Source organism: Saccharothrix sp. HUAS TT1, assembly GCF_040744945.1.
Taxonomy (GTDB): Bacteria; Actinomycetota; Actinomycetes; order Mycobacteriales; family Pseudonocardiaceae; genus Actinosynnema.
This window is the reverse complement of the sequence record NZ_CP160453.1, coordinates 5,186,700-5,213,328: the sequence shown is the minus strand read 5'-3', so window position 1 is coordinate 5,213,328 and position 26,629 is coordinate 5,186,700. Positions and strand designations below refer to the sequence as shown.

Annotated in this window: 22 protein-coding genes and 1 pseudogene; 7 read left to right on the top strand and 16 right to left on the bottom strand. The window is 72.4% G+C overall.

Annotation, left to right across the window (positions count from 1 at the left end; translation table 11 throughout):
• The first annotated feature begins 137 nt into the window (after nt 1-137).
• Nucleotides 138-677 carry a pyridoxamine 5'-phosphate oxidase family protein gene (locus tag AB0F89_RS23830; RefSeq protein WP_367127788.1) on the top strand — a complete coding sequence of 180 codons (540 nt, stop codon included), beginning with the start codon at nt 138-140 and terminating at the stop codon, nt 675-677.
• Between the two features lie 40 nt (nt 678-717).
• Here AB0F89_RS23830 and AB0F89_RS23825 read toward each other — a convergent pair.
• A pseudogene (locus tag AB0F89_RS23825) lies at nt 718-1,424 on the bottom strand (IS5 family transposase).
• Between the two features lie 109 nt (nt 1,425-1,533).
• Nucleotides 1,534-2,355: a PaaX family transcriptional regulator C-terminal domain-containing protein gene (locus AB0F89_RS23820; protein WP_367127787.1), complete on the bottom strand. Its 822-nt coding sequence runs from the start codon at nt 2,353-2,355 to the stop codon at nt 1,534-1,536.
• A 72-nt stretch (nt 2,356-2,427) separates the two neighbouring features.
• On the opposite strand from AB0F89_RS23820, the gene AB0F89_RS23815 reads away from it, so the two are divergent.
• The 5 genes from AB0F89_RS23815 (at nt 2,428) to AB0F89_RS23795 (ending at nt 8,975) form a co-directional block, all read left to right on the top strand.
• Nucleotides 2,428-3,333, top strand: a complete 906-nt coding sequence (locus AB0F89_RS23815; RefSeq protein ID WP_367127786.1) for an SDR family oxidoreductase — start codon at nt 2,428-2,430, stop codon at nt 3,331-3,333.
• 4 nt (nt 3,334-3,337) lie between these two features.
• The gene (locus tag AB0F89_RS23810) at nt 3,338-4,210 is read left to right on the top strand and encodes an amidohydrolase family protein (RefSeq protein WP_367127785.1); all 873 of its coding nucleotides are present in this window, start codon (nt 3,338-3,340) and stop codon (nt 4,208-4,210) included.
• A gap of 2 nt (nt 4,211-4,212) precedes the next feature.
• A complete protein-coding gene (locus tag AB0F89_RS23805; RefSeq protein WP_367127784.1) occupies nt 4,213-6,213 on the top strand; it encodes a long-chain-fatty-acid--CoA ligase in 2,001 nt (666 codons plus the stop codon).
• Between the two features lie 103 nt (nt 6,214-6,316).
• Complete coding sequence (locus AB0F89_RS23800) at nt 6,317-7,657, top strand: MFS transporter (protein WP_367127783.1); 1,341 nt, start codon at nt 6,317-6,319, stop codon at nt 7,655-7,657.
• Between the two features lie 127 nt (nt 7,658-7,784).
• Nucleotides 7,785-8,975, top strand: a complete 1,191-nt coding sequence (locus AB0F89_RS23795; RefSeq protein WP_367127782.1) for a 4-hydroxybenzoate 3-monooxygenase — start codon at nt 7,785-7,787, stop codon at nt 8,973-8,975.
• A gap of 297 nt (nt 8,976-9,272) precedes the next feature.
• On the opposite strand, the gene AB0F89_RS23790 is transcribed toward AB0F89_RS23795, so the two are convergent.
• Entirely contained in the window at nt 9,273-10,676 is a 1,404-nt protein-coding gene (locus tag AB0F89_RS23790; protein WP_367127781.1) for an endo-1,4-beta-xylanase, read from the bottom strand.
• A gap of 280 nt (nt 10,677-10,956) precedes the next feature.
• Here AB0F89_RS23790 and AB0F89_RS23785 point away from each other — a divergent pair, with 280 nt between their 5' ends.
• Nucleotides 10,957-12,000 (top strand): LacI family DNA-binding transcriptional regulator, encoded by a 1,044-nt coding sequence (locus AB0F89_RS23785; protein WP_367127780.1) that lies wholly within the window; start codon nt 10,957-10,959, stop codon nt 11,998-12,000.
• A gap of 312 nt (nt 12,001-12,312) precedes the next feature.
• On the opposite strand, the gene AB0F89_RS23780 is transcribed toward AB0F89_RS23785, so the two are convergent.
• The 13 genes from AB0F89_RS23780 to AB0F89_RS23720 all read right to left on the bottom strand — a co-directional run bounded on the left by AB0F89_RS23780 (nt 12,313) and on the right by AB0F89_RS23720 (nt 26,484).
• Nucleotides 12,313-13,290 (bottom strand): ABC transporter permease subunit, encoded by a 978-nt coding sequence (locus AB0F89_RS23780; RefSeq protein ID WP_367127779.1) that lies wholly within the window; start codon nt 13,288-13,290, stop codon nt 12,313-12,315.
• Nucleotides 13,287-14,186 (bottom strand): ABC transporter ATP-binding protein, encoded by a 900-nt coding sequence (locus tag AB0F89_RS23775; protein WP_367127778.1) that lies wholly within the window; start codon nt 14,184-14,186, stop codon nt 13,287-13,289. Before AB0F89_RS23775 ends, AB0F89_RS23780 begins: the two co-directional genes overlap by 4 nt.
• Complete coding sequence (locus AB0F89_RS23770) at nt 14,183-14,578, bottom strand: GntR family transcriptional regulator (RefSeq protein ID WP_367127777.1); 396 nt, start codon at nt 14,576-14,578, stop codon at nt 14,183-14,185. The genes AB0F89_RS23775 and AB0F89_RS23770 overlap by 4 nt, the downstream gene beginning before the upstream one ends.
• A gap of 121 nt (nt 14,579-14,699) precedes the next feature.
• Nucleotides 14,700-15,902: a hypothetical protein gene (locus AB0F89_RS23765; protein WP_367127776.1), complete on the bottom strand. Its 1,203-nt coding sequence runs from the start codon at nt 15,900-15,902 to the stop codon at nt 14,700-14,702.
• Between the two features lies 1 nt (nt 15,903).
• Entirely contained in the window at nt 15,904-16,683 is a 780-nt protein-coding gene (locus tag AB0F89_RS23760; protein ID WP_367127775.1) for a class I SAM-dependent methyltransferase, read from the bottom strand.
• Complete coding sequence (locus AB0F89_RS23755) at nt 16,680-18,422, bottom strand: carbamoyltransferase (protein WP_367127774.1); 1,743 nt, start codon at nt 18,420-18,422, stop codon at nt 16,680-16,682. The genes AB0F89_RS23760 and AB0F89_RS23755 overlap by 4 nt, the downstream gene beginning before the upstream one ends.
• An 18-nt stretch (nt 18,423-18,440) precedes the next feature.
• Nucleotides 18,441-18,719 (bottom strand): hypothetical protein, encoded by a 279-nt coding sequence (locus AB0F89_RS23750; RefSeq protein ID WP_367127773.1) that lies wholly within the window; start codon nt 18,717-18,719, stop codon nt 18,441-18,443.
• A 7-nt stretch (nt 18,720-18,726) separates the two neighbouring features.
• Nucleotides 18,727-19,719, bottom strand: a complete 993-nt coding sequence (locus AB0F89_RS23745) for an aldo/keto reductase (protein WP_367127772.1) — start codon at nt 19,717-19,719, stop codon at nt 18,727-18,729.
• Nucleotides 19,716-20,786 (bottom strand): FAD-dependent oxidoreductase, encoded by a 1,071-nt coding sequence (locus AB0F89_RS23740; RefSeq protein ID WP_367127771.1) that lies wholly within the window; start codon nt 20,784-20,786, stop codon nt 19,716-19,718. Before AB0F89_RS23740 ends, AB0F89_RS23745 begins: the two co-directional genes overlap by 4 nt.
• Nucleotides 20,773-21,933 carry an aminomethyl transferase family protein gene (locus AB0F89_RS23735; protein ID WP_367127770.1) on the bottom strand — a complete coding sequence of 387 codons (1,161 nt, stop codon included), beginning with the start codon at nt 21,931-21,933 and terminating at the stop codon, nt 20,773-20,775. The genes AB0F89_RS23740 and AB0F89_RS23735 overlap by 14 nt, the downstream gene beginning before the upstream one ends.
• A gap of 623 nt (nt 21,934-22,556) precedes the next feature.
• Complete coding sequence (locus AB0F89_RS23730) at nt 22,557-23,717, bottom strand: M23 family metallopeptidase (RefSeq protein WP_367127768.1); 1,161 nt, start codon at nt 23,715-23,717, stop codon at nt 22,557-22,559.
• A 340-nt stretch (nt 23,718-24,057) separates the two neighbouring features.
• On the bottom strand, nt 24,058-25,530 hold the full coding sequence (locus tag AB0F89_RS23725; RefSeq protein ID WP_367127767.1) for an MFS transporter: 1,473 nt from the start codon (nt 25,528-25,530) through the stop codon (nt 24,058-24,060).
• A gap of 57 nt (nt 25,531-25,587) precedes the next feature.
• Nucleotides 25,588-26,484 (bottom strand): ABC transporter substrate-binding protein, encoded by an 897-nt coding sequence (locus tag AB0F89_RS23720; RefSeq protein WP_367127766.1) that lies wholly within the window; start codon nt 26,482-26,484, stop codon nt 25,588-25,590.
• Between the last annotated feature and the right edge of the window lie 145 nt (nt 26,485-26,629).

The window sequence follows — 26,629 nt, the reverse complement described above, 5'->3', positions numbered from 1 at the left end:
TCGACGACTTCGACGTCAACCCCTCCGCCATCAACACCCTCGCCGCCGGCGCCTGGTCACCGCAGGCCGGCCGCTCTGCCTGATCGGCGACCGCGCGCTGAGCCGACGCTGTCGGTGGGAGCTGATTGACTGACCGGATGTTCGAAACCCCCGACGAGCTCCACAGCCTCCAAGTCCTGCTCGACACGTCCCTGGCCGGCTCCAGCAGCCACCTCAAATCGATCATCCGACCAGGTGAGCGCACCCTGAACGCCGAGCAGGTCGTCCGAGTCTGCCAAGGCATGTGCACCCTGGCCATCGCCACGGTCACCCGGCGCGGCGAGCCGCGCATCAGCGGCGCCGACGGGCACCTCCTGCACGGCCGCTGGATCATCGGCACCCACCGCCAGGCCGCCAAAGCCCGCCACCTCGCGGCGCGGCCCGGCATCAGCGCGACCTTCATGCGCGGCGAGCAGCTCGGCATCTTCACGCACGGACACGCCGTTGCGCTGAACCCCGAGGGGGCCGGCAGCGACCCGACGTGGCCGGCGATCCGCGACCACCTCGTCAACCACTACGACGGCGACAGCGACGACCCGTTCTGGGAGGACAACGTCTGGTACCGCATCGACCCCAGCTGGATGGTCGCCTACAGCACCGACCCCGCCGGGCTGCTCGGCCAACAACCACCAGCCTGACAGACCTCGAGCGGATCCACCTCAGGCCGTCGCTCCGGGGCTAGCGCGTGTTTCGGACGGCGAGTTCGTCGTAGCGGGTGGCGACCGCCCGGTGCTGTTTGAGCAGGTTGATGCCGCACTCGACGGCGTGGCGCCGCTTGTGGATCTCTCTGTCGATCGTCGGTGGCCGTCCACCCGCGGAGCCTTTGGCCTTGCGGTGGGCGGCCTGGTCGCGGGGTTGACGGACTGCGGGCTGTCGCCCCGCTGTCCGGCGGTGACCAGCAGCGACAACGGCCGCCGCCGTTGTTCGCAGGCCAGGTGCAGCTTGCTGGTCCACCCGCCCCGCGACCGCCCCAACCCGTGATCATCGGGCTCGGTCCCGCCGGGCGGTTCGACCTGCGGATGCCCTTTTCCGCGCACCGGCGGCGTGCTGGTGCGCCCGCATGATCGCGGAATCCACCGACACTTCCCACACGATCGACCCGGCGGCGTCGGCGCGGGACTGCAACGCGGCCAGCACCCGCTGCCGGCCCCCGACCCGCTGCCAGCGGCGGAACAACCCGCACACGGTCTGCCAGGGCCCGTACTCGGGCGGCACGTCCCGCCACGGGCGCCGACGCGCACCCGCCACCGGATGCCGTCGATCAACCGCCGCTTGCTCCACTTCGGCGGACGACCCGGCCTGCGCCCGACGGGTGACAGCGGTCGCAGCAGCGCCCACTGCGCGTCGGTCAGGTCGGCCCGCCCCGCTGCCGCTGCGCCGGCCACGAGGTCTCCGGTACTGCGGTTCTGCTTGGTCGCCAACCCTACTTATCGGAGACCTCGCCACGTTCCGGCCACCGACACGCCGCCGGCCACCTCGCCTGTGAAACACGCCCTACACCCGCAGGACGTCCAAAACGGACTCGGCGATGCGTCCGGCCGACCGGTCGTAGACCGCGGCCAGGCGGTGGAACACTTGCTCCGCCCGGATCGCGGGCCAGTCGGGAGGAAGGTGCTCGGTCGGCAGCCGGGGGTCCTGGCGCACCAGCTGCAGCCACTCCGTGTGCAGCAGGAGCTGCCGCGCGAGGTCGTCGACGGCCTCCGGCAGCGGCGCCCCGCGGTCCCAGCGGTCGAGGAAGGCGCGGTACCGGGCGGCGATCGCGGGCACGTCGAACGCCGTGTGCACGATCTGCCCGGCTTCCGTCGGCTTCGCCGTCCGCGACGTGAACACCTTCAGGTGGTCGTCCAGGTCCAGGTCTTCGACCAGGGCTGACACGTCCACGTGGCCCGGCGCGACCCACAGGCCGTTCTGGAGCGGCCCGAAGCCACCCCACACCAGCCGCGACCGCAGATCGTGCCGCCGGCTGCGCCACGACTCCGGCAGCGAGAAGCCGATCAGGGTCCAGGTGCCGTCCCAGTCGGCGTTGACCGCGCCGCGCCGCCAGATCCGGTGCTCGCCGCCCTCCAGCACCGCCGTGGAGCGCGGCGTCAGGCCGAAGTAGACACGTCGCCCGTTGCGGTGCCGCGCCAACAGGTCCCGCTTCACCATCCGGCTGAGGGTGGACCGCACCGCCTCTTCCGACACCCCGATGCGGGCGAACACGTCGATCACGCTGCCGGAGAACACGGCGATGCCGCGGTTGAGCACGTGGATGCCCAGGAAGCTCAGCATCAGCGACTGCGGCCTGGGTTCCGCGGCGGGGTCGAGCGTGTCCACGGCACGAGCGTAGCGCGGACGACGTTAGTCACAATATTGACGGCAGACGCGAAAACGCCTAACTTCGATCGCATGGAGCTGCCAGGCAAGGTCGCGATCGTCACCGGCGCGGGGCGCGGGCTGGGGTTGGCCTACGCCACGGCGCTGGCCGGGGCGGGAGCGGCGGTCGTCGTGAACGACGCCGACGAGACCGCCGCCAAGGAAGCCGTCGACGCCATCACCGCGTCGGGCGGACGGGCCGTCGCCGAGGTCGGGGCGGTCGGCGGAGGTGAAGTGGCCGAGCGGCTGGTGGAGCGCGCGATCCGGGAGTTCGGACGCCTCGACGTGCTCGTGGCGAACGCGGGCGTGCTGCGGGACCACGTCCTGTGGAAGATGACCGACGACGACTTCGACACCGTCATCGGCGTGCACCTGCGCGGCACGTTCACCTGCGTGCGGGCCGCGGTGCGGCGGATGCGCGAGCAGGGCGACGGCGGCAGCGTCGTCGTGGTCGGGTCGCCCGCCGGCCAGCGCGGCAACTTCGGCCAGACCAACTACTCGGCGGCCAAGGCGGGCATCGTCGGCATGGTCCGCACCTGGGCCTTGGAGTGCGCCAAGGCCGGGATCGCCGTCAACGCCGTCATCCCCGTCGCGGCCACCACGATGACCAGGACCATCCCGGCGTTCGCCCCCCACGTCGAGGCGTGGGAGGAGCGCGACGAGCCGCTGCCCGACTGGCTGCGCAAGGGGGAGGGCTTCGGCGTCCCCGAGGACGCGGCCGGGCTCGTGCTCTTCCTGGCCGCCGCCAGGGACGTCACCGGGCAGGCCATCGGCATCGGCGGCGACCGGCTCTCCCTGTGGGCGCACCCCGAGGAGGTCGCCGTGGCCTACCACGAGGGCGGGTGGCACGCCGACGCCATCGCGACCGCGTGGCGCACTTCCGTCGGCCGCGTCCCGCAGTCGTTCGGCATCCCGGCCCCGCGCCCGCCGCAGGGGTGACGCCGTGGACCTCGACGACGTGGTCGCCATCGACGTGCACACCCACGCCGAAATCTCCGCGAGCGGGCACAGCTCACTGCCGCCCGAACTGCTCGCGGCGTCGAAGGAGTACTTCAAGGCGCAGGGCCACCGCCAACCCTCGATCCCCGACATGGCGGCGCACTACCGGGAACGGCGCATGGTCGCCGTCGTCTTCACCGTGGACGCCGAGCACGCCACCGGCCACCCGCCGATCTCCAACGAAGAGGTCGCCTCGGCGTGCGCCGAGCACGCCGACGTCCTGATCCCCTTCGCCTCCGTCGACCCGTGGCGCGGGCAGGCGGGCGTCCGCGCGGCCCGGCGGTTGGTCGAGGAGCACGGGGTCCGGGGCTTCAAGTTCCACCCCAGCCTGCAGGGCTTCGCGCCCGACGACCGCATGGCGTACCCGCTCTACGAGGCGATCCAGGAGTTGGGCGTGCCCGCGCTGTTCCACACCGGGCAGACCGGCATCGGGGCAGGCGTGCCGGGTGGTGGCGGCATCCGGTTGCGCTACTCCGACCCGATGCTCGTCGACGACGTGGCCGTCGACTTCCCGGACCTGCGGATCATCCTGGCGCACCCGTCGTTCCCGTGGCAGGACGAGGCGCTGGCGATCGCCACGCACAAGCCGAACGTCCACATCGACCTGTCCGGCTGGTCGCCGAAGTACTTCCCGCCGCAACTGGTCCGCTATGCGAACACCCTGTTGCGGGACAAGGTGCTGTTCGGCTCCGACTACCCGGTCATCACACCCGACCGGTGGCTCGCGGACTTCGCGCGGCTCGACATCAAGCCCGAGGTCCGCCCCAAGGTGCTGAAGGACAACGCCGCCCGCCTGCTGGGCCTGGTGAAGGACTAGCCATGCGCGACCAGGGCATCGGCTCGTGGCCCGCGCGACGGGCCCGGAGGACACCGGACAAGGTCGCGATCGCGCACGAAGGCCGCGAGTGGACCTACCGGCAGCTGCACGACCGGGTGCTACGACTGGCCCACGCCCTGCGGCGGTTCGGGGTGCGGAAAGGGCACCGGGTCGCCTACCTGGGGCCCAACCACCCGGCGTTCCTCGAAACGTTCTTCGCCGCCGGGACCCTGGGAGCGGTGTTCGTGCCGCTGAACACACGCCTCGCCCCGCCGGAAGCGGTGCACGCCCTCACCGACTCGGGCAGCACCGTGCTCGTCCACGCACCGGAGCACGCCGACCTGGTGGGCGCGATCCGTGAGGAGGTCCGGGACGTCCGCGTGATCGCCCTCGCCGGACCACCGGCCCACGAGCCCGGCTACGAGGACCTGCTCTCGGGTGAACGGCCGGAGCCGCTGGACGAGGACATCGGTCTCGACGACCTCTGCATGATCATGTACACGTCCGGCACGACGGGCCGGCCCAAGGGCGCGGTGCTCACCCACGGCAACATCACCTGGAACACCGTCAACGTCCTGGTCGACATGGACTTCACCACGCACGAGGTCGCGCTGGTGGTGGCGCCGCTGTTCCACACCGCCGGGCTGAACATGACCTGCCTGCCCACCCTGATCAAGGGCGGCACGGTGATCCTCATGCCGCGGTTCGACCCGGACCTGGTGCTCCAGGCGATCGAGCGGCAGCGGGTCACGCACGTGTTCGGCGTGCCGACCATGTACCAGGCGATGGCCGCGAGCCCGCGCTGGGCGGACGCGGACCTGTCCGGCCTGCGGCTGGTCCACTGCGGCGGCGCACCGGTGCCCGAGGCGCTGATCCGCGTCTACCAGGAACGGGGCCTCACCTTCAGCCAGGGCTACGGCATGACCGAGACCTCGCCCGGCGCCCTGTGCCTGCCCGGGGGGATGAGCGTCGCCAAGGCCGGCTCGGCCGGCGTCCCGCACTTCTTCACCGACGTGCGGGTCGTCCGACCGGATGGCGCCGAGGTCGGGCCCGGCGAGAAGGGGGAGATCGTCGTCTCCGGGCCGAACGTGATGCGCGGCTACTGGCAACGACCGGAGGAGACCGCGCAGTCCTTCGACGCCGACGGCCGGTTCCGCTCCGGGGACATCGCCACCTCGGACCCCGACGGCTACGTCACCGTCGTCGACCGGGTGAAGGACGTGATCATCTCCGGCGGGGAGAACGTCTACCCGACCGAGGTCGAGAGCCTGCTCAACGAGCACCCGGACATCGCCCAGTGCAGCGTCATCGGCGTGCCCGACCCGAAGTGGGGCGAGGTGGGCCGGGCCGTCGTGATCCCCAGGCCGGGCGCGTCCCCGACCGAGGTGGAAGTCCTGGAATTCCTGCGCGACAAGCTCGCCAGGTACAAAGTCCCGAAGTCCGTGGTCTTCGCGGAGGAACTGCCGCACAGCGGCGCCGGGAAGCTGCTGAAGAAACTCGTCCGCGCCCGTTACGGTGCGGCCCGACCTTCACGGGAAGGCAGTGGCATGGGAGTGACCGCGGAAGGACTCGACGGGTTGGCGGCGTTGGCGGGCGCCGATCTGGGGCACACCGAGTGGCACGAGGTGGCTCAGGGAGCGGTGAACCTGTTCGCCGACGCCACGGGTGATCACCAGTGGATACACGTGGACGTGGAGCGCGCGGCGAACGGGCCGTTCGGCGGCACGGTCGCGCACGGCCACCTCACGCTGTCGCTGGTGCTGCCGCTGTTCGGGGAACTGCTCACGATCGACGGCGTGAGCATGAGCGTGAACTACGGGTTGAACAAGGTCCGCTTCCCCGCACCGGTCCCCGTCGGCGCGAAGATCCGGCTCCACGCCGCCGTGGAGTCGGTGAACGAGGTCGAGGGAGGTGTCGAGATGGTGGTGGACTTCACCGTGGAACTCGACGGCGGCGACAAGCCCGCCTGCGTCGCCCAAGCCGTGCTGCGGCACTACGCCTGACCCGCGTGGCTCAGCGCTCCGCCGGATGAACCGGGGATTCCCCGGCTGTCGCGGTCGGCACACCGGGTGCGACCGCCCCCTCCCGCCTCGTCGGAGGTAACCCATGGCAACGACGCCGAAGGCCGAACAGCACTCCATGACCCGCATCGCGGGCACGAGCTTCATCGGCACCGCCATCGAGTGGTACGACTTCTTCATCTACGCCAATGCCACCGCGCTGGTGTTCGGCGCGCTGTTCTTCCCCCGGTTGTCCCCGACGGCGGGCACCTTGGCATCCTTGTCGACCTTCGCGATCGGCTTCCTGGCCCGTCCCCTGGGCGGTGTGCTGATGGGTCACTTCGGCGACCGCGTCGGCCGCAAGTCCATGCTGGTCGCCTCCCTGATGATCATGGGTGGTGCGACGATCCTCATCGGGCTGCTGCCCACCTACGACTCGATCGGGGTGTGGGCGCCGATCCTGCTGGTCGCGCTGCGGTTCGTGCAGGGTCTCGGTGTCGGCGGCGAGTGGGGCGGCGCGGTCCTGGTCGCCGTGGAGCACGCGCCGCGGGCCAGGCGCGGCTTCTACGGCAGCTTCCCGCAGATGGGCGTGCCCGCCGGCGTCATCCTGTCCAACCTGGTGTTCCTGTCGCTGAACTCGGCGCTGACGCGCGAGCAGTTCCTGGCGTGGGGCTGGCGGGTGCCGTTCCTGCTGAGCGCCGTGCTGATCGCGGTCGGGCTCTACGCGCGGATCAGGATCGCCGAGGCGCCGGTGTTCCTGGAGGCCAAGCGGCGGCAGGAGGACGCGCGGATGCCCCTGGTGGAACTGCTGCGCGGCCACTGGCGGCGCGTGGTGCTGGTCGGTCTGGCGTTCACGGCGGCCAACACCATCGGCTACATCACGGTCGTCTACGTCCTGTCGTACGCCACCGGTCCGCTGAGGATGGAGCGCACCACGGTGCTGCTGCTGGTGCTGTCGGCGAGCGTGGTGCAACTGGCGGCGATCCCACTGCTGTCGTCCCTGTCCGACCGCTTGGGCCGCCGCCGGGTGTTCGTGGCCGGGGCCGTGCTGTCCCTGCTGTGGGTGGCGCCGATGTTCCTGCTGATGGACACCCGCAACGCGGCGCTGGGCCTGATCGGCATCACCGGGGCGGTGATCTTCTTGTCCGCCATGTACGGGCCACAGGCCGCGATCGCGGCGGAGCTGTTCCCGACCCGGGTGCGCTACAGCGGCGCGTCGCTGGGCTACCAGATCAGCACCATCATCGGTGGCTCCGTCGCGCCGCTGGTCGCCACGGCCCTGTACGCCCGGACCGGCACCTCGATGTCCGTCGCGCTCTACCTGGCGGTCGTGTGCCTGATCAGCCTCCTCGCCGTGCTGCGGGTGCCGGAGACGCGCCACGCGAACCTCACCGCCGTCCCCCCACCGCCGTCCCCGGCGGCGAGGGGCGGAGCCGCCCGAGCCTGACGGCCGCTCCGGCACGAGCACGTCCACCGTCCACCGTCCGCGAGGCGCGGTCACGTCTCACCCGTACCGACTCCGACCGGCTGCGCACCTCCTCGACACCCCTGATCAACGGCAAGGAGCCGAGCGCGTGACGACCACCCGCACCACCGTCGGAATCGTGGGCGGCGGCCCCGCGGGGCTCATGGCCTCCCACCTGCTGCACCTCGACGGCATCGACTCCGTGGTGGTCGATGACCGGACCCGCGCCGAGATCGAGGGCACCGTCCGCGCGGGCATCCTCGAAGCCGACAGCGTCCGCCTGCTCGTCGACTCCGGCGTCAGCGATCGCGTCCACCGCGAGGGGGTCGCCCACGCCGGCATCGAGCTGCGTTTCGCCGGGGAGAGCCACCGCGTCGACTTCACCGAGCTGGTCGGCGAGCACTCCTGGCTCTACCCCCAGACCGAGGTGTTCGCCGATCTCGCCGACGCCCGCGCCCGCGACGGCGGCGACGTCCGCTACGGAGTCTCCGGGACCGCGATCCTCGACGCCACCGGCGACACCCCGGGCATCGCCTACCGCGACGCCACCGGCGCCGAGCACGAGGTGCGCTGCGACTACCTCGTCGGAGCCGACGGCTCCCGGTCCATCTGCCGCACCCGCATTCCCCAGGACTCCCGCACCCACTACTTCCGCGAATACCCCTTCGCCTGGTTCGGCATCCTCACCGAAGCACCCAAGAGCGCGCCGGAACTGGTCTACGCCCACTCGCCGCGCGGCTTCGCCCTGATCAGCCAGCGCAGCGACGCGCTGCAACGCATGTACTTCCAGTGCGACCCCGAAGAAGACCCGAACGGCTGGTCCGACGACCGTGTCTGGGAGGAGTTGCAAACCCGCGTCGCGGGCTCCGACGGCTTCACCCTCCGGGAAGGCCCCATCATCGACAAGGCCGTCCTGCGGTTCCGCAGCTTCGTCGCCGAACCGATGCGGCACAACCGCATCCTGCTGGCCGGCGACGCCGCCCACACCGTGCCCCCGACCGGCGCCAAGGGCCTGAACCTCGCCCTCGCCGACGCCGGCGTCCTCGCCGACGCGCTCATCCGCACCATCCGCAAGAACGACCCGACCGCCCTCGACTCCTACGGTCCCCGCGCCCTCGCCCGCGTCTGGAAGGCCCAGCACTTCTCCTACTGGATGACCACCATGCTCCACACCCTCCCCCGCTCCACCCCCTTCGACGTCCGCCGCCAGCAGGCCGAACTCGCCTCGCTGATCACCTCCGTCCCCGCGTCGACCCACCTGGCCGAGGGCTACACCGGCTGGCCGGCGCCCAGACCATGACCCGTGCCGGCGTCGCGCGGCGTCGCGCCGTGGCGAGGTCGATCCACCGCTGTGGTGGCCGTGCCCTCGCCGGGGCGAGGACCACCCGGTGATCGGCAGGCCATCCTGCTCCACTTCGGACACGCGCGCCGTTCGCGCGGCCCCACCACGAACGAGCACGAAGCGAAGCGGATCCGACTCCTGCCCACTCCGGTCCGGGGTAGTCGTCGGGCACGTGCGCGGCTCGCGCTCCGCACCTTCGGCCTCGGGGTCTCGCGGAGCAGCGGTGGCCGCTCCGCGAGACCCGGATCAAGGAGGTCAGGCCGTCGTGCAGGCGATGGTGGTCGGGGACGGGTTGGCACCGCTCCACGAGCCGAGGAAGCCGAACGAGGTGCTGCCGCCGGCGCCCACGGAGCCGTTGTAGCTCGCGTTGCGCACGGAGACGTCCTGACCACTGGCGGTGAGCACGCCGTTCCAGACCTGGTTAACCGCCTGCCCGGCGCCGAGGGTCCACTTCACCGCCCACCCGGAGAGGGCGACCGAGGAGTTGTTGCGGATGGTGACCTCGCCCTGGAAGCCGCCGTTCCACTGGCTGGTCACCCGGTAGGTGGCGCTGCAGCCACTGCCGTTGCCGCCGGTCGTGGTTGTTGTTGTTGTCGTGGTGGTCCTGGTGCCGCCGAGTGCTTCGTAGACGGCCCAGTAGGACGGCTTCTTGGTGAAGTTCTCGTCGTAGATAAGGGCCGCGCCCTCACCGGGGAAGACCGAGGGAATCCAGGAGTAGCCGTCGGAGAAGTCCCAGACGGTGATGCCGACGCAGCGGGTCACGGCGAGGCAGGCGTTGGTGACGGTGCGGTAGTCGGCGGCCTGCTGGGCGTCCTTGGTCGCGTCGCGGGGCGTGCGCATCCGGATGTCGAGTTCGGTGATGGCGACGTCGACGCCGAGGTCGGCGAAGCGCTGGATGTTCTGCTGGAGCGTGCCGGGGACCTGGCCGAGGATGAGGTGGGCCTGCAGGCCGACGCCGTCGATGGGGATGCCCTGCCGCTTGAACGACTTGACCATGTCGTACACGGCATCGCTCTTGGCGCCGATGCCCTCGATGTTGTAGTCGTTGTAGTAGAGCTTGGCGTTCGGGTCGGCGGCGCGGGCGGCCTTGAACGCCTCGGCGATGTAGCCGTCGCCGAGCTTCTGCTGGAACACCGACTGCCGGCGCGTGCCGTCCTCTTCGAACGCCTCGTTGACCACGTCCCAGTGCACGACCTTGCCCTTGTAGTGGCCGGCCACGTTGGCGATGTGGTTGCGCATCACGCCGAGCAGTTCGCCGGCGGGCACGCTGTTGACCCAGTCGGGGAGCTGGTTATGCCAGACGAGGGTGTGGCCGCGCACGATCTGGTCGTGCGACTGGGCGAACGCGACGATCCGGTCGGCCTGGGTGTAGTCGAACTGCCCGCGGCTTGGCTCGGTGTACATCCACTTCTGGGTGTTGCCGACGGTGATCTGGTCGAACTCGCCGCCCAGCACCGCGGTGTAGGGGGCGTTGTCCAACGTCGGGTTGTCCGTCGCCGAGCCGAAGTAGCGCCCCTTGGCCGCGGCGAGCTGCCCGAGCGTCGGGTCCGCGGCCACGGCGGACGGCGCGGCGACCGCCATGCCGACGGCCAGCGTCCCCGCGACGGCGACGACCGTCGCGGCGAGGACGCCGCGCGCGCGCCCTGTTGGTGCTGACATGTGCCTTCTCCTGACGTCGGTGTCGGGACCGCCGCGCGGGTGCGCCCGCGAGCGGGTGGCGTGATGGTGCGCCCGGGGTATCCCCCGGTCGAGACGCGCTCCGACCAGACCTCGATCGGCGGGAGGTGCGCGCCGTCGCCTTCGGGCGCTTCGAAACTTTCGACGCAAGTTCCGAATGTTAACTTGACAGACGGTAAGCCGAGCTGCGGCGACCGTCAAGACGTCCTGCCGCAGTCGATCCGGAACACCTCGCCGCCCGCCGGACCACTAGAATCCCGCCATGACGCCGGCTGAACGCCCGTCGACCGACACCGCCGACACCGCCGGGCGCGGCGGTGCGACCATCGCCCGCATCGCCGAGCTGGCCGGGGTGTCCACGGCCACGGTGTCCAAAGTCGTCAACGGCCGTGCGGAAGTGGCGGCGGAGACCCGTGCCATGGTGGAGGGGGTGATCCGAGAGCACGGTTACCGCAGGCAGAAGAAGCCGAACCGGGCCACCCTGGTCGAACTCGTGCTCCACGAGCTCGAAGGCGCCTACGCCATGGAGGTGATCAAGGGCGTCGAGCGGGTGGCGGGCGAGCACGAACTCGCCGTCGTGCTCACCGAGCTGCAAGGCCGGCACACACCTGGCCGCAGCTGGATCGAAGGCGTCCTGACCCGCAAGCCCGCCGGCGTGATCACCGTGTTCTCCGGCCCCACACCGGCCCAGCAGGAGCAACTGGCCTCCCGCGGCATCCCGTTCGTCCTGGTGGACCCCACCGGCGTCCCGGAGCCCGACTACCCCTCGGTGGGCGCCGACAACTGGAGCGGTGGCCTGTCCGCCACCCGGCACCTGCTCGAACTCGGCCACCGGCGCATCGCCGCCATCACCGGCCCGTCGCACGCGCTGTCCAGCCGCGCCCGCCTCGACGGCTACCGCGCCGCGCTGGACGCCGCGAACGTCCCCGTGGACCCACGGCTGATCCGCGAAGGCGACTTCAATCTCGTCGACGGCCTCGCCCACGGCCGCGACCTGCTGCGGCTCGACACCCCGCCGACTGCCGTCTTCGCCTTCAACGACGCCCAAGCCCTCGGCGCCTACCACGCCGCGCACGAGGCGGGGCTGCGCGTCCCGCACGACCTGAGCGTGGTCGGCTTCGACGACCTGCCGACCGGCCGGTGGGCCATCCCGCCGCTGACCACCGTCCACCAGCCGCTCAGCGACATGGCCGCCGCCGCCACCGGCATGATCGTCACCCTCGGCCAGGGCAAGCCCCTCACCCGGCGCCGCCTGATGTTCACCACCGAACTGGTGGTCCGCGCCAGCACCGCGCCGCCACCGTGACACCACCCGGTGGGGCACGAGCCGCACCGGCCACGACGCGGCTCCCCGAAAACCCGAGCGGAACGAGGAGGAGATCGGCAGCGGTGGGTTCGTCACGGGGCCGCAGGCCGGCCTTGCTGCGGGAGCGCCGTTGCGGGCGCAGAAGTCCTCGACGATGGGCTGCGCGCGGCGGAGGTCGGGGCGGGGCGTGTGCGGGTGGAGGTGGTGCTCGATCCGGCGGTTTCGGCGGCGCCCTGATCCTCCCCTGGTCGGCGGGCCGCCGAGTGCACGCGCGCCTCGCGGATCGTGCCGTGAACGCTTGTGGTCGGGGCGCTAGACCACACGGCGCCGCACCCGCCACACCACCACACCGATCAGGACTGCCGCGAGGGCGACGAACAGGGCCGCTTCGATGAGCTGGAACGTCCAGAACCGCTCGGCCGGGTGGTGGACCTCGAACCGCTGGACGCCCCGCGCGTGCATGAACTGGTTGAGGTTGGCGCCGGCCCGGTTGGCGGCGGCCTCCAGCTCGTAGTACTCGGCCACGCTCAGCCTCCGCCCGGTGGCGTCCGCGTAGCCGTGTTCGATCGTCCAGTCGGCGAAGTCGGACAGGGACCGGCGCCCCGCCTGGTCCTCCGAGCCGCCGGCGGGGACCGGCTCCACGGTGGTCAGCGGCGTGGCGTACGCGGGACGGGCCAGCAGCGCCACCGCCATCCGGGCGGCGAGGAACGCCCCGAACGCGACGCCGAACGCGGGCAGGCTGCGCCGCAGGACCGCCCCGGCGGCGGTGGCGACGCCGAACGCGAACAGCGCGTACGCCACCGGAACAAGTCCCTCCAGGTCGAAGGCGTCGTACTGGAACCGCCCCTCCCACGCGTCGAACGGCCGGCGGAACCAGGTGAGCACCGCGGTGAACACCCCGGTGAGCGTGGCGGTGACGCCGGCCAGCGCCGCGAGCTTGGCCGCCAGCCAGCGCAGCCGCGGCACGGCCTGCGTCCAGGCGAGCTGCCAGGTGCCGTCCTCCAGTTCGCGCGCGAGCAGCGGCGCGCCGAGGAACGCCCCGATGACGACGGGGACCAGGTAGAAGGCCACCAGGAGGTTCTCGACGTACCCGTACTCCTCGTCGAGCAGGCGGAAGGAGGCCGTGCAGGCGTCGTCGGCGCCGGCCTCTCCCGCACACCGGGCGGCACCGCCGGGGAACAGGTCGTGGGCCTGCGCCCCGAGCACGAGCAGGGCGATGCCGAACACGCCGACGAGCAGCCCCAGGACGCAGACCTCGGTCCGGTGCTGGCGCCAGATCAACCACGTCATGCCGCCCCTCCCGACGTGACCGCGGCGCTCGGCCCCGACGGCCGGCGCAGGTACGCCAGCACCAGGTCCTCCAGCGAGACCGGCTGGGCCTGCCACCCGGGCGCGGCCGGGATCGCGCCGTCGCGCACCAGCAGGGTCGTGTGCCGGTCGCTGTGGACGGCCTCCACGATGGCGCCGGACCGGTCGAGGTCGGTGGCCGTGCGCGGGCCGACGAGCAGCCGGTGCTCGGCGAGGAGGGTGTCGATGTCACCGGCGAGCGTGACCCGGCCGCGGTTGAGCACGACCAGGTGGTCGCAGACGCGCTCCAGCTCGTGCACGACGTGGGAGGAGAACAGGACGGTCACCCCGCCTTCGGCCACCGCGCCCATGAGGACCCGCAGGAACTCGTGCCGGGCCAGCGGGTCGAGGCTGGCCACCGGCTCGTCGAGGACGAGCAGGTCCGGCCGCTTCGCCAGGGCCAGGGCCAGCGCGACCTGGGCCTGCTGCCCGCCGGAGAGCGTGCCGGCCCGGCGGTCGAGCGGGATGCCCAGCTTCGCCAGCCGGCGCTCGGCCAGCCCCTGGTCGAACCGCAGGTTGCAGGCCCGGCCGAAGCGGAGCATCTCGGCGACGGTGAAGCGCTTGTACAGCGGGTGGTCCTGGGCCAGGAACCCGATCCGGGACAGGGTTTGCGGGGTGCTGGCGGTGACGTCGTGGCCGAGGACCTCCACCGTGCCGGTGCTCGGCGCCAGCAACCCGACGACCAGGCGCAGCAGCGTGGTCTTGCCCGCGCCGTTCGGCCCGACCAGGGCGATCACGCCGCCCGCCGGCAGGGCCAGGGTGCAGTCGCGCAGCGCCCAGCCCTTCCGGTACCGCTTGCCCACACCGTCGGTGCGCAGCGCGAACTCGGTCGCTGTCACGCCACGTCCTCGTTCCTGACCTGCTGGTGGACGGAGGTGAGGAGCGCGTCGACCGCCTGCTCGTCGAGGCCGGCCGCGTAGGCGCGGCGCAGCCAGGTCGCCAGGCCGCGGCGCAGCGACGTGTACGTCGACGCCGACATCACGGCCGACTGCTGCTCGTTGACGAACGTGCCCTGGCCGGGTCGGCCGGTGACCAGGTCCTCCTGCTCCATCTGCCGGTACGCCTTGGCGACGGTGTTCGGGTTGATCGCCAGGTCCTCGACCACCTCGCGGATGAGCGGGAGGCGGTCCCCGGGTTGGAGGAAGCCCAGCAGCACCGCCTGGCGGACCTGCTGGACGAGTTGCAGGTACGGCGGCACGCCGGAGTGGGTGTCGAGCCGGAAGACAAACACGGCAGCTCCTTACTGCTTTGCTAGTACCATAGTAAAGCAGTAAGCCGACGGCGGAACCCTCGACGCCGGCCGGTGACCGAGGGCTCTCGCTCGGCGAGCGACCGGTGACGGGCGCCTCGGGTCAGGACCGCTCCGCGGCCTCGCCCTCGACGGCGCGCTCCGCGCGGCCGATCGGTCCCGAGGCCCGGCCCGCCGTCAGCGCCGCCACCGCGATCACCGCCCCGGCCGCGACGAACGCCCACCGCTCACCACCCGGCTGGTCCACCACCAGGCCCGCCACCGCTCCCCCGGCCGAGTTCGCCGCGACGGGCAGGGTCGCCACCCACGTGTGCGCCTCGGTCAACATCGACGACGGCACGATCCGGCTGACGATCGACAGGTACACGGTGAGGGCGGGCGCGATCACCAGGCCCGCCAGGACGATCGGCACGCCCAGGGCGACCGGTCCGGACGCGACCGCGAGCAGGCCCGTGCCCAGGGCGTTGCACCACAGCAGCACCGACAGCTGCCTGGCCGCCGGCGCGCCGCTGCGGCGGGTGCCGAACCACAGGCCGCCCACGCCGGAGGCCAGGCCCCACAGCGCCAGCAGCACGCCCGCCGCGCCCTCGGTCCCCTCGACGGACGCCGGGACGGTCACCGAGACCATCCCGAACGCCACCCCCAGCGCGCCCACGCACACCAGCACCGCCGGGAAACCGGGCACCCGCAGCGGTCCCAGGCCGGTGGCGGACGCGGTGCGCGAGACCCGGCGCAGAGCCGTGCCGGACGCCAGCAGCAGCGAGCCCGCCAGCGTGGCCACCGCCGCGCCGACCAGCGCCGCGGCGGGCGACGCGGTCAGCACGAACACCGACACCAGCAGCGGCCCGGCGACGAAGACGAGTTCGAACACCGTCGTCTCGGCGGCCAGCGCGGTCATCCGCAGGTTCCGCGAACTCGTGGTCAGCACGCTCCACGCGCCGCGCACGACCGGTGTCAGCGGCGGGTAGGTCGCGCCCGCCGCCAGCGACGCGGCGCAGGCGACCACGAACGAGTCGCCCGCCACCACCAAAACGAGCAGCGCCCCGGGGTGCGCCAAGCCGGTCGCCACCAGCACCCTCGGCGCCCCGAAGCGATCGGCGAGCCGGCCCAGCGCCGGACCGGCCACCGCCCCCGCCAGCGCGTAGCAGCCGCCCGCCACGCCGGCGTACGCGTAGCGGCCGGTCGAGCCCTGCACCAGCAGCAGCAGGGCCAGGGGCGTCATGCCCGCGCCCAGCCGCGCCGCCGCGCCGACCACGAGCAGGAACGGCGCGCCCGGCAGCCGCCACACGGCGGCGTACCCGCGCAAGTCAGCCCTCCAGCGCCAGGGTGGCGACCAGCAGCGGCGCGTCCTGCTCGTCCACGTCCACCACCGCCCACCCGGAGCCCTTGACGAGTTCGTCCAGCTCCTCGGCCGAGCACAGCAGGTAGTCCAGGTAGCCGGTGGCGAGGTCGCGGAACCGGACCCGCTGCCGGTACAGCCCGGGCAGCCGGCCGCGTTCGCGGTTGCGCTCGTGGTAGGCCAGGTGCAGCGGGTCGTCGGTGTGGTGCGGGTCGGTGCCCTGGGCGAGGATGCGCGCGCCGGGGCGGGCCAGCGCCGCCAGGTCCGCCAGGAACCGGTGCGCGTGCTCGCGCGGGCCGAGCAGCCCGAGGTTGTTGCCGAACAGCACGAAGGTGTCGTAGCGCTCGCCGGAGGGCACGTGCTCCTCGGTGGTGGCCTGCACGAGCGACCGCACGCCGAGTTCACCCGCGACCTCGATCGCGCCCGCGGACGGGTCCAGCGCGGTGACGTCCACGCCGCGCTCCTGCAACGCCAGCGCGACGCGACCCGCGCCCGCCCCGATGTCCAGGGTCCGCCCCTCCATCCGGTCCAGGGCCTTCTGCTCGCTGGGCCACCACTCGTCGGGCCCCGCCAGGTACCACGCCGCGGGGCCGCCGCGGATGAAGCCGTCGTCGCGCTCGACGATCTCGACCACCGGCCGCGGCGCCCGCGGGCCGATCGAGCGGGCCTGGGCCCTGCCGCGGTGTTGCTGCAGCACGGCGCGCAGCACCTCCCCGAACGCGTCGCCGAGCCGCGGGGTCTCGTTCATGCCCGGTCCTCCTGGGTGATCGCGGGATGGCGGTCGGGCAGCGCGCGACCGGGTTTGTCGACCAGGTAGCCGTCGAGGTAGAGGTGGTCGACCTCGGTGTTCAGGAACGTGCGCAGGGCGTCGGCGGGCGTTTCCACGATCGGTTCGCCGGCGTCGTTGAACGAGGTGTTGAGCACCAGCGGCACCCCGGTCAGCTCGTGGAAGTGGTGGATGAGCTGGTGGAACGCGGGGTTCGCCGCCCGGTCGACGGTCTGCACCCGGGCGGTGCCGTCGACGTGCGTGATCGCCGGCACGAGGTCGCGCCGTTCCGGCAGCACCTCGGGCACCAGCAGCATGTACGGGCTGTCCCCGCGCAGGTGGAACCACGAGTGGGCGTGCTCGGCGAGCACCGAGGGCGCGTAGGGCCGGAACGGCTCGCGGTGCTTGACCACGGTGTTGAGGTAGTCGCGCATCGCGGGGTGGCGCGGGTCGGCCAGCAGGCTGCGGTGGCCCAGGGCGCGCGGACCGATCTCCGAGCCGCCGTGGAACCAGCCGACCACGTGGTGCTCGGCGATGAGCCCGGCGACCTCCGCCAGGTCCGCCCGCCGTGCCCGCACCCGGCCGCGCACCTCGTCCAGCGCGCGCAGCACGTCGTCCTCGGAGTACCGCCGGCCGACGCCCGCGGTGGTGAACGTGCCGCGGCGGGCGCCACCGAGCAGTTCGTGGTAGCCGTACGCGGCGGCGCCGATGGCGATGCCCGCGTCGCCGGCGGGCGGGGAGATGTGCACCTCGTCGAACAGGCCCTCGGCGACGATCCGCTGGTTGGCCACCGAGTTCAGCGCGACACCGCCGGTCAGGCACAGCCGGGGCGACCCGGTCAGCTCGCGCGCCCGCCGCGCCAGGTGCACCATCGCCTCCTCCAGCTCGTCCTGCGCCTTGCGCGCCACGTCCTGGGCGAAGTCGGTGCGCCACGAGTCGCGCTCGGCGGCGGCGAACTCCCCGCCCTCCACGGCGAACCACTTGGCGAAGTTCTCCTCCAGCGTGCTCACCCGGGCGGTCACGTCGTCGCCGTCGTACTCCAGCAGCGGGGCCCAGTCCGGGCGCGGCCGGCCGTACGGGGCCAACCCCATGGTCTTGCCCGCCTCCAGGTAGCCGCCGCAGCCGAACACGCCGAACCCGGGGTGCCCCCACCGGGTGACGAAACCCAGCTTGGCGGTGAAGAACTCGTAGAACAGGCCGAGGCCGACCGTGGCGAAGTCCGCGTCGTAGCTGGTGCCCGCGACCGGGGCGACGCGGCCGTCGCGGGCGTGGAAGAACGAGTGCTTCTCCAGGCGGCCGGAGTCGGGCAGCCGGCTGCCGATGCCGTCCACCACGAGGATCGCGGTGTCGTCGAACGGCGCGGTCGCGTAGGCGCAGTAGGCGTGCGCGAGGTGGTGCGAGGGGCGCGGCAGCTCCCGGACCTTCGCCTTGTCCCGGATGGGCAGTTCACCCAGCAACCGGCGGACCGCGCCGTCGTGCAGCGGCCGGTTGCCCACGACGAGGTCCAGCTCGTCGATGCCGACGCCGGCCGCGTCGAGGCAGTAGGTGATCGACCGCATGGGCAGCGTCTTGGTGAGGCGGTCGAAGTAGCCGTGGACCAGAAAGCCCTCGGAGTGCTTCATCCGGTCCAGCCGCTCCTCCTCGACGGCCACGACGATCTCGCCGTCCCGGATCAGGCACGCCGAGCGGTCGTGGCTGAGGTTCAAGCCGAGCACCAGCACGTCACAGTCCCCTCGTCTTCAGGTTGTCCGTCGGGTGGTCGCCGACCGCCGGCGGTCGGCCTCGGCGACCAGTCCGAACCGGGTGATGGCGGTCGCGGCCCGCAGGTGGTCGAGGACCCGGCGGAAGCAGCGTTCCGGGTGGTCGGGTCCGGTCACCGCGCCGGCGGCGGTGAGCGCGGCCTGGAGCAGTTCGGCGACCAGGTGCACCGCCGGGTCGTCGGGCGAGGCGCGCTGCCGGGTGTGCACGGCGTCCACCCCTTCGGTGAGCGCGGCGGTGATGCGGTCCCACTCCTCCACGTCCCGATCACCCGTTCAGCAGGTCCGCGTGCTCGGGCGCGGTGCGTCCGCCGCCGACCCGGTGGACGGCGGCGGCCCGCTCGATCGCGTCGAGGTCGTCGGGCCCGAGCCGGACGTCCACCGCCGCCAGGTTCTCGTCGAGGTGGTCGCGCCGCTTGGTGCCGGGGATGGGCACGACGTCCCCGCCGCGGTGCAGCACCCACGCCAGGGCGGCCTGCCCGCCGGTGATGCCCAACCGGGCGGCGACCCCGGCCAGCGCGGTGGCGAGCCGCACGTTGCGGCCGATGTGCGGCTCGGCGAAGCGGGGCTGCTCGAACAGCCGGTAGTCGTCGGCGCTGAGGTCGGCGCGCGAGGCGAACCGGCCCGCCAGCAGCCCCCGGCCCAGCGGGGAGTAGGCGACCAGCCCGATGCCCAGTTCCCGGCAGGTCGGCGCCACCTCGTCCTCGATGTCGCGCGACCACAGCGACCACTCGCTCTGCACCGCGGCGACGGGGTGCACGGCGTGCGCGCGGCGGATCGTGCCGGCGCCGGCCTCGGACAGCCCCAGGTGCCGCACCTTGCCCTCGGCGACCAGCTCGGCCATCGCACCGACCGTCTCCTCGATCGGGACGGTCGGGTCGACGCGGTGCTGGTAGTACAGGTCGACGTGGTCCACCCGCAGGCGGCGCAGCGAGTCCTCGCAGCACTGCCGGACGTAGGCGGCGTCCCCGCGGACGGGCTTGGCCATGGGGTCGTCGGTGGTGAGGATGCCGAACTTCGTGGCGAGGACCACCTCGTCCCGCCGCCCGGCGATCGCGCGGCCGACCAGTTCCTCGTTGGTGTGCGGGCCGTACATGTCGGCGGTGTCCAGCATCGTGACGCCGCGGTCCAGGGCGTGGCGCAGGGTGGCCAGGTTCTCCCGGTCGTCGGCGGGTCCGTAGAACGCGCTCATCCCCATGCAGCCCAGGCCCAGGGCGGAGACCTCCAGCCCGCCCAACCGCCGGGTGCCGATGTCGGTCACGCTGCCCTCCTCGCGTCGGTGACGGCGACCACCCGGTCGGCCAGGACCGGGGCGAACTTGAAGCCGTGGCCGGAGCACGCGGACACCACGACGACGTCGGGCGCGGTCGGGTGCGGTGCGACGACGAACCGGCCGTCGGGGGTGTTGGCGTAGCAGGACGCGGTCGCGGCGCGCGGTCGCAGGTCCAGACCGGCCACCTCGCGCAGCCGGGCCACGGCCGCGGCGACCTCGGCGCCGGAGACCGGGCGCGGTGGTGGTCCGGCGGGCTCGCCGGTGTGGTGGAACTTCACCTTCACCCCGCCCGGCAAGGCCGGCAGCAGGCAGAACTCGCCCGCCTCGTCGGCCCACTCCACGAACGGCACCCGGCCGGGTCCCAGGTCGTGCCCGCCCGGGTCCAGCCAGAACGACACCGTGCGCTCGACCGCCAGCGGCGGCCACGCGTCGGCCGCACCGTGCCACGCGCCCAGGGCGAGCACCAGCACGTCCGCGCGGACGTCCCCGACGGCGTGCCGGTCCGCCCACCGGGGCAGGAGGTCGGTGAGGTCGACCGGCCTGCCGAAGCGCAGTTCCGCGCCGGCGCGCACCGCCTCGTGCTGGAGCGCCAGCACGCACGCCTCGGCGAGCAGCACGCCCGCCTCCTCGTCCAGGAAACCGCGGACGTCACCGAAGCGCAGCGGGTGGAAGCGGCGGCGCAGCTCCTCCGGCTCCAGCACGCGGTGCGGCACGCCGTCGCGTTCGGCGGCCTCCACGGCGGCGCGCAACGCGGGGCCGCCCGGCCGGTCGACCAGCAGTCCGCCCGTGGTGAGGAACAGCGGAACCCCGGTGCTCTCCTGCAGGCGCAGCCACGCGACACGCGCGGGCCCGGTCAGCGGGCCGTAGTCGGGGTGGCTCGGGTAGGCGCGGCGCAGCATCCGCGACTCGCCCCCGGAGCCGCCCGCGCGGTGGGCCGGAGCCGCGGCGTCCAGGCCGAGCACCCGCCGCCCGGTGGCGGCCAGGGCCATGGCGGCGGCGCTGCCCATCACGCCCAAGCCCACGACGATGGTGTCGACGCGGTCAGAGCCTGCCACCGGGCACCTCGATGGGCAGGTCGGTGACGGTCCACACCGCGTCGTCGACGACGACCTGGTGCCCGGGCCGGCAGTGCGGGAACAGGTGCGCGAAGGCCAGCGCGCGGCCGTGTCGCGGGGAGAACGCGGAACTGGTGACGTGGCCGATGAAGTCGCCCGCGCGGTCGTAGACCTCGCCGCCCGCGGCCGGGGGCGCGACCTCGTCGGCGGACCACAGGCCGAGCAACCTGAGCCGGGGGGTCGAGCGGGAGTCCAGCAGCGCCTTGCGGCCGACGTAGTCGTGGTCGTTGCCGCGCCGGACCATCCCGCCCTGGCCGACCTCCCACAGCGTCGTGCCCGAGTGCATGTCCACGGGGTAGAGCGCGAAGACGATGTCGCGGCACTCCAGGCGGAACGCGTTGAGCACTTCCCAGGCGCACGGGACGATCTCCGGCCGGTCGGCCACCAGCTGCCGCCAGACCGCCCCCAGCACGTCGTGGCGCGCCCACACCTCGTAGCCGATCACCGTGCGCACCACCCGCGCCTCACCGCCCGCCGTCGTGCGGACCACGCAGGAGCGGAACGGTTCCAGCGCGGCGACCCGCTCGCGGTCACCCGGCTCGACCAGGCTCTGCGCCGCGGAGAGCCGGCGCGGTCCCTTGATGTTGAAGCTGAACACGTCGCTGGTGTCCACCACGACGTCGTCGAACTGCGTCGACACCGCGTCCAACCACCCGGGCGGTTTGCCGCCGCCGCAGGACAGGTGGAACTCCTCGGGGCCCGTGCGCACCACCACGGCCTCTTCGTCGACGGTGCCGGCGGGCGTGGTGAACAAGGTGAAGCACGCGCTCCCGACAGGCAGGGCGGACACGGTGCGCGGGGACAGCGCGTCCAGCAGGGCGCCCGCGTCCGGACCGGACACCCGCAGGTAGAGCATGGCGGCGGCGATGAACGCGCCGGCACCGGTGTGGACGGCGCGGTACTGCTCCTCCAGCGGCACGCCGGCCCAGCCGGACACGCCGATCACGTTGTTCCCCAGCACGCACCACTCGTTCGGTGGGCCCAGCAGCTCCGCGGAGGAGGCGAACACCCCGCCGGGGTCCACCGCGCGCAGACCGAGCACCCGCTGTGCCGCCGGCAGGTCGGCGTCCTCGACGGTGTGCCACACCGCACCCGGCAGTGAAAGAGGATTCCGCAAATTCAGGTCGAATTCCCGCAAGCGAACACCCCGCCTGGAAGACAAAATAAACCCCCACCTCGAAAGACACGTGCCACACGATTGCGAAAGACACGGCCGGCCACGGGAGCGTCCAGGGTATTCGATGCCCGACCCCGCTTCTCACTCTGCAACCACTCCCCCGACACGGATAACCGCCATACGGGTGAGGGTGGAATACTGCGAGTCACCACCTCGGAGGGCGAGGCGTTGACCACCGAATTGGAATACCGACATCGGGACAGGGCGCGGTCATAACCCTCGCACCAGGTGCGCACGAACTGGTGAAGTACTTGTTGAACGAGGCCGATGACAGCACGTCGGGGTCGAGTCGGACACCGCCGTGCTCCGACACGTCCCGCATTCGGATTGTGTCGGCGACGTGAGCGGTGTGGCGCAGTCCCCCCACACGGCACTGGGCGCCTTCATATCACCGGCGGCACCGCCTGCCCCGTACAATCCTGGACAATGCGCTTTCCTGGAACTCGCAGATCTTCGGGGACCTCGGGGTTCTCCCCGGAGTTCCGGTCGAGGCCGCGCCAATCCCCGCTCGGCGGTGCGGCACACGGATCGGGTCAGCAGTAGCCGTTGACCGGCCCGTTGACCCCGGTCCACATGAACGCGTCGGTGACCCAGGTGCCGTCCGAGAGCCTGTTCCACAGGCTGGTGGCGCCCCAGCGCCCGGTGTGCGAGGTGCCGTTGGACGAGCACGAGACGCTGACGGTGGCACCGTCGGTCACACCGCCCGCGAGGGCGTAGCCGGTGCCCGGGCCGGTGCGCTTGTTGACCGTGCCGCCGCCGTTGGCGTCGATCACGCCCTGGGTGAAGCCGAGCGCGCCGTAGTTGTGGACCGAACCACCGGCGTAGACGCGAGTGCTGCCGTGCAGCGCCGAGCCCTGGTAGGCGGAAGCGCCGTTCTGCGGGACCCACTTGCCGATGTTGTGGTCGGCGATGCCGACGTAGGCGTTGTTCTGCCGCAGGCCGAAGTGCACGTGCCGGCCGGACGCGGACCCGCCGCAGGTGACGTCCGTGCCGGTGTTGCCCAGGAACGTGCCCTGGCTGACGGCGGCGCCGTTGACGTTGACGTTGTTCCACAGGTGGTAGTAGTCGGTGGCGTAACCGCGGTCGTGGATGACGCGGATCCACCCGGTGCACATGGTGTAGGCGGTGCCCGCGCGGGCGGCGAGGACCCGCTGGTCGCCGCCCGCGAGGTCGAGGGAGCTCCACGGCGCGGCGGCCCCGGACCACCCGTGCGGTCCGCCCGCCATCCCCCACGTCTGCCCGACGGCGAACGGCAGGGCCATGCCGGTCCGCAGGTCGCCGCCCGCCGCGGCGCCGGGTTGGCCGCCGTCCTGCCCGGCGAGCAGGGTGCGTTCGCGCTCACCGACGACCGGCGCCCGCCCGGCCAGTTCGGCGAACCTCGGTTCGCCCTCCAGCGCCACCGTCCACGCGCCGTCGGCGCGGTGGGCGACGAACAGCCAGCCGTCGGGCAGCTGCGGTGAGCCGGGGCGGGTGGTGAGCACGGCGGTGCCGAACGCCCAATCGCCGTGCTGCCGCGCCGGTGTCACCACGGTGGAACGGTCCGCGGCGAGCGCCTGGGCGGAGAGGTGGTGGACTTGGGCCACCACCGCCGAGGTGAGGTCGTCCCCTTCGGGCGCGGCGGTCGCGGGCGAGGCGGCGATCGCGGTGGACAACAGCGCGACAGCGGTGGCCGCGGCTCGGATTCGGACGGTCATGACGCCTCCGCAGGGTAGAGGTGCAGACCATCAGTATCACGACATCAGTGAGAAAATCACCCTCTATACGGGCTATGAGCGGATAGTTCACCGAGCCCGGTGAGGAGCTTGTCGTGCGGCAGCGCGCGGGTCACGACGCCGTCGCGACCCGCGGCCGCCCGCGCACGCCGGCACCACGCGACGTGCTCGGCCACTGGTGGCGCATCGCCACCGTCACCCGGCACGATCCCGCCGCACACCGACGGAGCCGGCCCGCACCGCTGGTCAGCACGTAGACGATCGCGGTGGACACCGCCCGGTCGTCCACCGGCGCCCGATGCGGGCAGGTCGAGCGCGGACCTCAGGAGGTCGCGGCGGTGGGGTTCGCCCCGTAGCGCGCTCGGTTCTGGCGGCGGAGGTCGACGATCACGACGACGATCGCCGCGCACAGGAACAGGCAGGCCACCGCGGTGGCCCGGTCGAGTGCGTCGCGGTGCAGCGGAGCGGGGGCGTCGGTCAGCGTGGAGCCCGCGCCGTAGATCGTCGAGTAGTACGCCATCGACGCGGCCGCGACACCGGTGCTGTTGCTGATGCGCTGGCCGAGTTGGCCGATCGCGCCCGCCGCGCCGCCCTGCGCGGGAGGGACGTCCGCGAGGGTCATGGAGTGGTTGGGCGAGACGACCAGCCCGCCGCCGAGCCCCTGCACGAGTTGCAGCGCGGGGATGAGCGCCAGCACGGCCGCGGTGGACAGGGCGGAGTGCACCAGCGCCACCGTGCCCAGGGTGCCGGCGAGCACCAGGAGCATGCCCGTGCCGGTGAGCACCCGGCCGAGCCTGGTCACGTGCCGACCGCCGAGCCAGGCGCCCAGCACCGACGTGGCCGACGACGGCAGCACCACCAGTCCCGCCAGGAACGGTGTGATGCCACGGGCTTCCTGGAGGTAGACGGTCAGCGCGAGCGCGACGCCCGGCCCGGCGGCGAACCAGGTGAGGGAGACGAGCACGCCGTTGCGGAACGACGGGATGCGCAGCAGGGCCGGGTCGATCACGCCGGAGCGGCCCGCCGCGACGCGTCGCCGCGACCGGGTCGCGAACAGCGCCGCGAGCACGACTGCCGGGACCAGCGCGAGCCACCGCGCTCCGACGTCGGACGGACGACCGGTGGTGAGGATGAACGGCGTCAGCAACGCGACCAGGGCCAGGCTGCCCAGCGCCAGGCCGACCACGTCGATGTCCGGCGTGCGCCGCCCGCCCTGGTCACGGCCGACGGCGGGCAGCAGGGTGCGCGCCGCGACGAGCAGGGCGATGCCCACCGGGACGTTCATCACGAACACGCCCCGCCAGCCCAGCAGCGGTGTGGTGACCAGCAGCCCGCCCAGGCTCGGGCCGAGCGCGGTCGCCAGGCTCACGCACATGCCGTAGACGCCGAACGCCTTGCCGCGTTCGGCTGCCGGGAACAGTTGCTGGACGATCCCCATCATCTGGGGCATGAGCAGTCCGGCGGCGACGCCGAGCAGGGCGCGGCCCGCGATGACGAAGCCCGCGGTCGGCGCCACCGCGCACAGCACGCTGGCCGCCAGGTAGAGGTAGGCGCCCGCGTAGGCGAGCGCGAGCCGCCTGCCCGCGTCGCCGATGCGGCCCGCGGGGACCAGGGTGATGGCGAAGCAGACGACGTAAGCGGCCTGGATCAGCTGGATGCCCGCCGGTCCGGGCCGCAGGGCGCGTTCGATCGCGGGCACGGCGATCGACACCTTGTGGATGTCGAGCAGCAGGAAGCCGGCGGTGGCGCCGCACAGCAGCAGCACGGCCCGGCGGTTGACGACGGTGGTGGGCATGGCGGGACCACGCGACGGCGGCGCGACCGCTGACCGCGCCGCCGTGCGACGGCGTCCTCAGGCCTCCTGGAGGATCTTGCCGGAGTCGACGAGCGCGTCGAACTCGTTGCCCGAGTCGATCAAGCCCCAGCTGGCCACCCAGTCCAGGGTCCGGTTGAAGTGGTCCTCCGGGTACGGGCCGGGGTGGACGTAGCGCAGCCGACCCGTCTTGAAGTCCTCCGGCGCCAGCTGGGCGACCGGCGCCGCCTGCGCGATGAAGTGCTTCAGGTACGGCCGGATGTCCTCGTGGATCCGGTCCACGCCCCGCGCCACGGCCCGGTTGATCCTGGTGAACGTCTCGGCGTCGAGGGAGTCGTTGGCGACCTCCGCACCGTAGTAGTGCGCCTCGGCGAGCACCTTGTAACCCTGCTTCTCGGCGACCGTGATCCACGGCTCCATCACCGCGACGGCGTCGATGTCGCCGTCGCGCAGCGCCTCGAAGCGCTCCTTGCCCTTGATGCCGACCAGGTTGATGTCGTCGCGCCGCAGGAAGCCCTCCAGCGTCTGCAGCACCAGGTAGTGCGAACCGTGGTGGAAGTTCACGCCGACCCGGACGCCGGCCAGGTCGCCGGGGACGTTGTACGGCGAGTCGGGGCGGACGATGATCGCCTGGCTGGCGACCGCGGCCCGGCGGGCCACCACCTTGCCGTTGACCTGGCTGTCCTGGGAGCGGCGCAGCTGGCCCCACTCGCAGGCGTTGTACAGCTGCGACGCGCCCGCCTCGAACAACTTGAAGCTGCTGAACGACGAGACCTTGCGCGGGTCCTCGATGAACCGCAGCCCGGTTTCGTCGGAGGGCCGGTTGCGGATGAGTTCGACGTCCAGCCCCTCGTCGGTGAAGTAGCCCTCCTCCTCGGCCACGTAGTACGGCAGGTAGAAGACGGCGCTGGTCGCCTCGATCTTGATCTTCGGCATGAGGTATCCCCAAGTGCGTACGCTAGAACTTGCACGGTAGATGTAGCTACACACTAGGTTTTCGAAGCATATCACCGTAGAAGTTTCATACAGCGAGACGGTATCCACTACGAGCGATGACAGCTCTACCGTTCTGGCACGCGCC

Bases quoted from the DNA above. Each gene is read 5' to 3' on its own strand.
- AB0F89_RS23760 (WP_367127775.1), bottom strand. From the start codon at position 16,683: ATGAACGAGACCCCGCGGCTCGGCGACGCGTTCGGGGAGGTGCTGCGC.
- AB0F89_RS23830 (WP_367127788.1), top strand. From the start codon at position 138: ATGTTCGAAACCCCCGACGAGCTCCACAGCCTCCAAGTCCTGCTCGAC.
- AB0F89_RS23790 (WP_367127781.1), bottom strand. From the start codon at position 10,676: ATGTCAGCACCAACAGGGCGCGCGCGCGGCGTCCTCGCCGCGACGGTC.
- AB0F89_RS23780 (WP_367127779.1), bottom strand. From the start codon at position 13,290: ATGACGTGGTTGATCTGGCGCCAGCACCGGACCGAGGTCTGCGTCCTG.
- AB0F89_RS23805 (WP_367127784.1), top strand. From the start codon at position 4,213: ATGCGCGACCAGGGCATCGGCTCGTGGCCCGCGCGACGGGCCCGGAGG.
- AB0F89_RS23720 (WP_367127766.1), bottom strand. From the start codon at position 26,484: ATGCCGAAGATCAAGATCGAGGCGACCAGCGCCGTCTTCTACCTGCCG.
- AB0F89_RS23725 (WP_367127767.1), bottom strand. From the start codon at position 25,530: ATGCCCACCACCGTCGTCAACCGCCGGGCCGTGCTGCTGCTGTGCGGC.
- AB0F89_RS23815 (WP_367127786.1), top strand. From the start codon at position 2,428: ATGGAGCTGCCAGGCAAGGTCGCGATCGTCACCGGCGCGGGGCGCGGG.
- AB0F89_RS23730 (WP_367127768.1), bottom strand. From the start codon at position 23,717: ATGACCGTCCGAATCCGAGCCGCGGCCACCGCTGTCGCGCTGTTGTCC.
- AB0F89_RS23800 (WP_367127783.1), top strand. From the start codon at position 6,317: ATGGCAACGACGCCGAAGGCCGAACAGCACTCCATGACCCGCATCGCG.
- AB0F89_RS23785 (WP_367127780.1), top strand. From the start codon at position 10,957: ATGACGCCGGCTGAACGCCCGTCGACCGACACCGCCGACACCGCCGGG.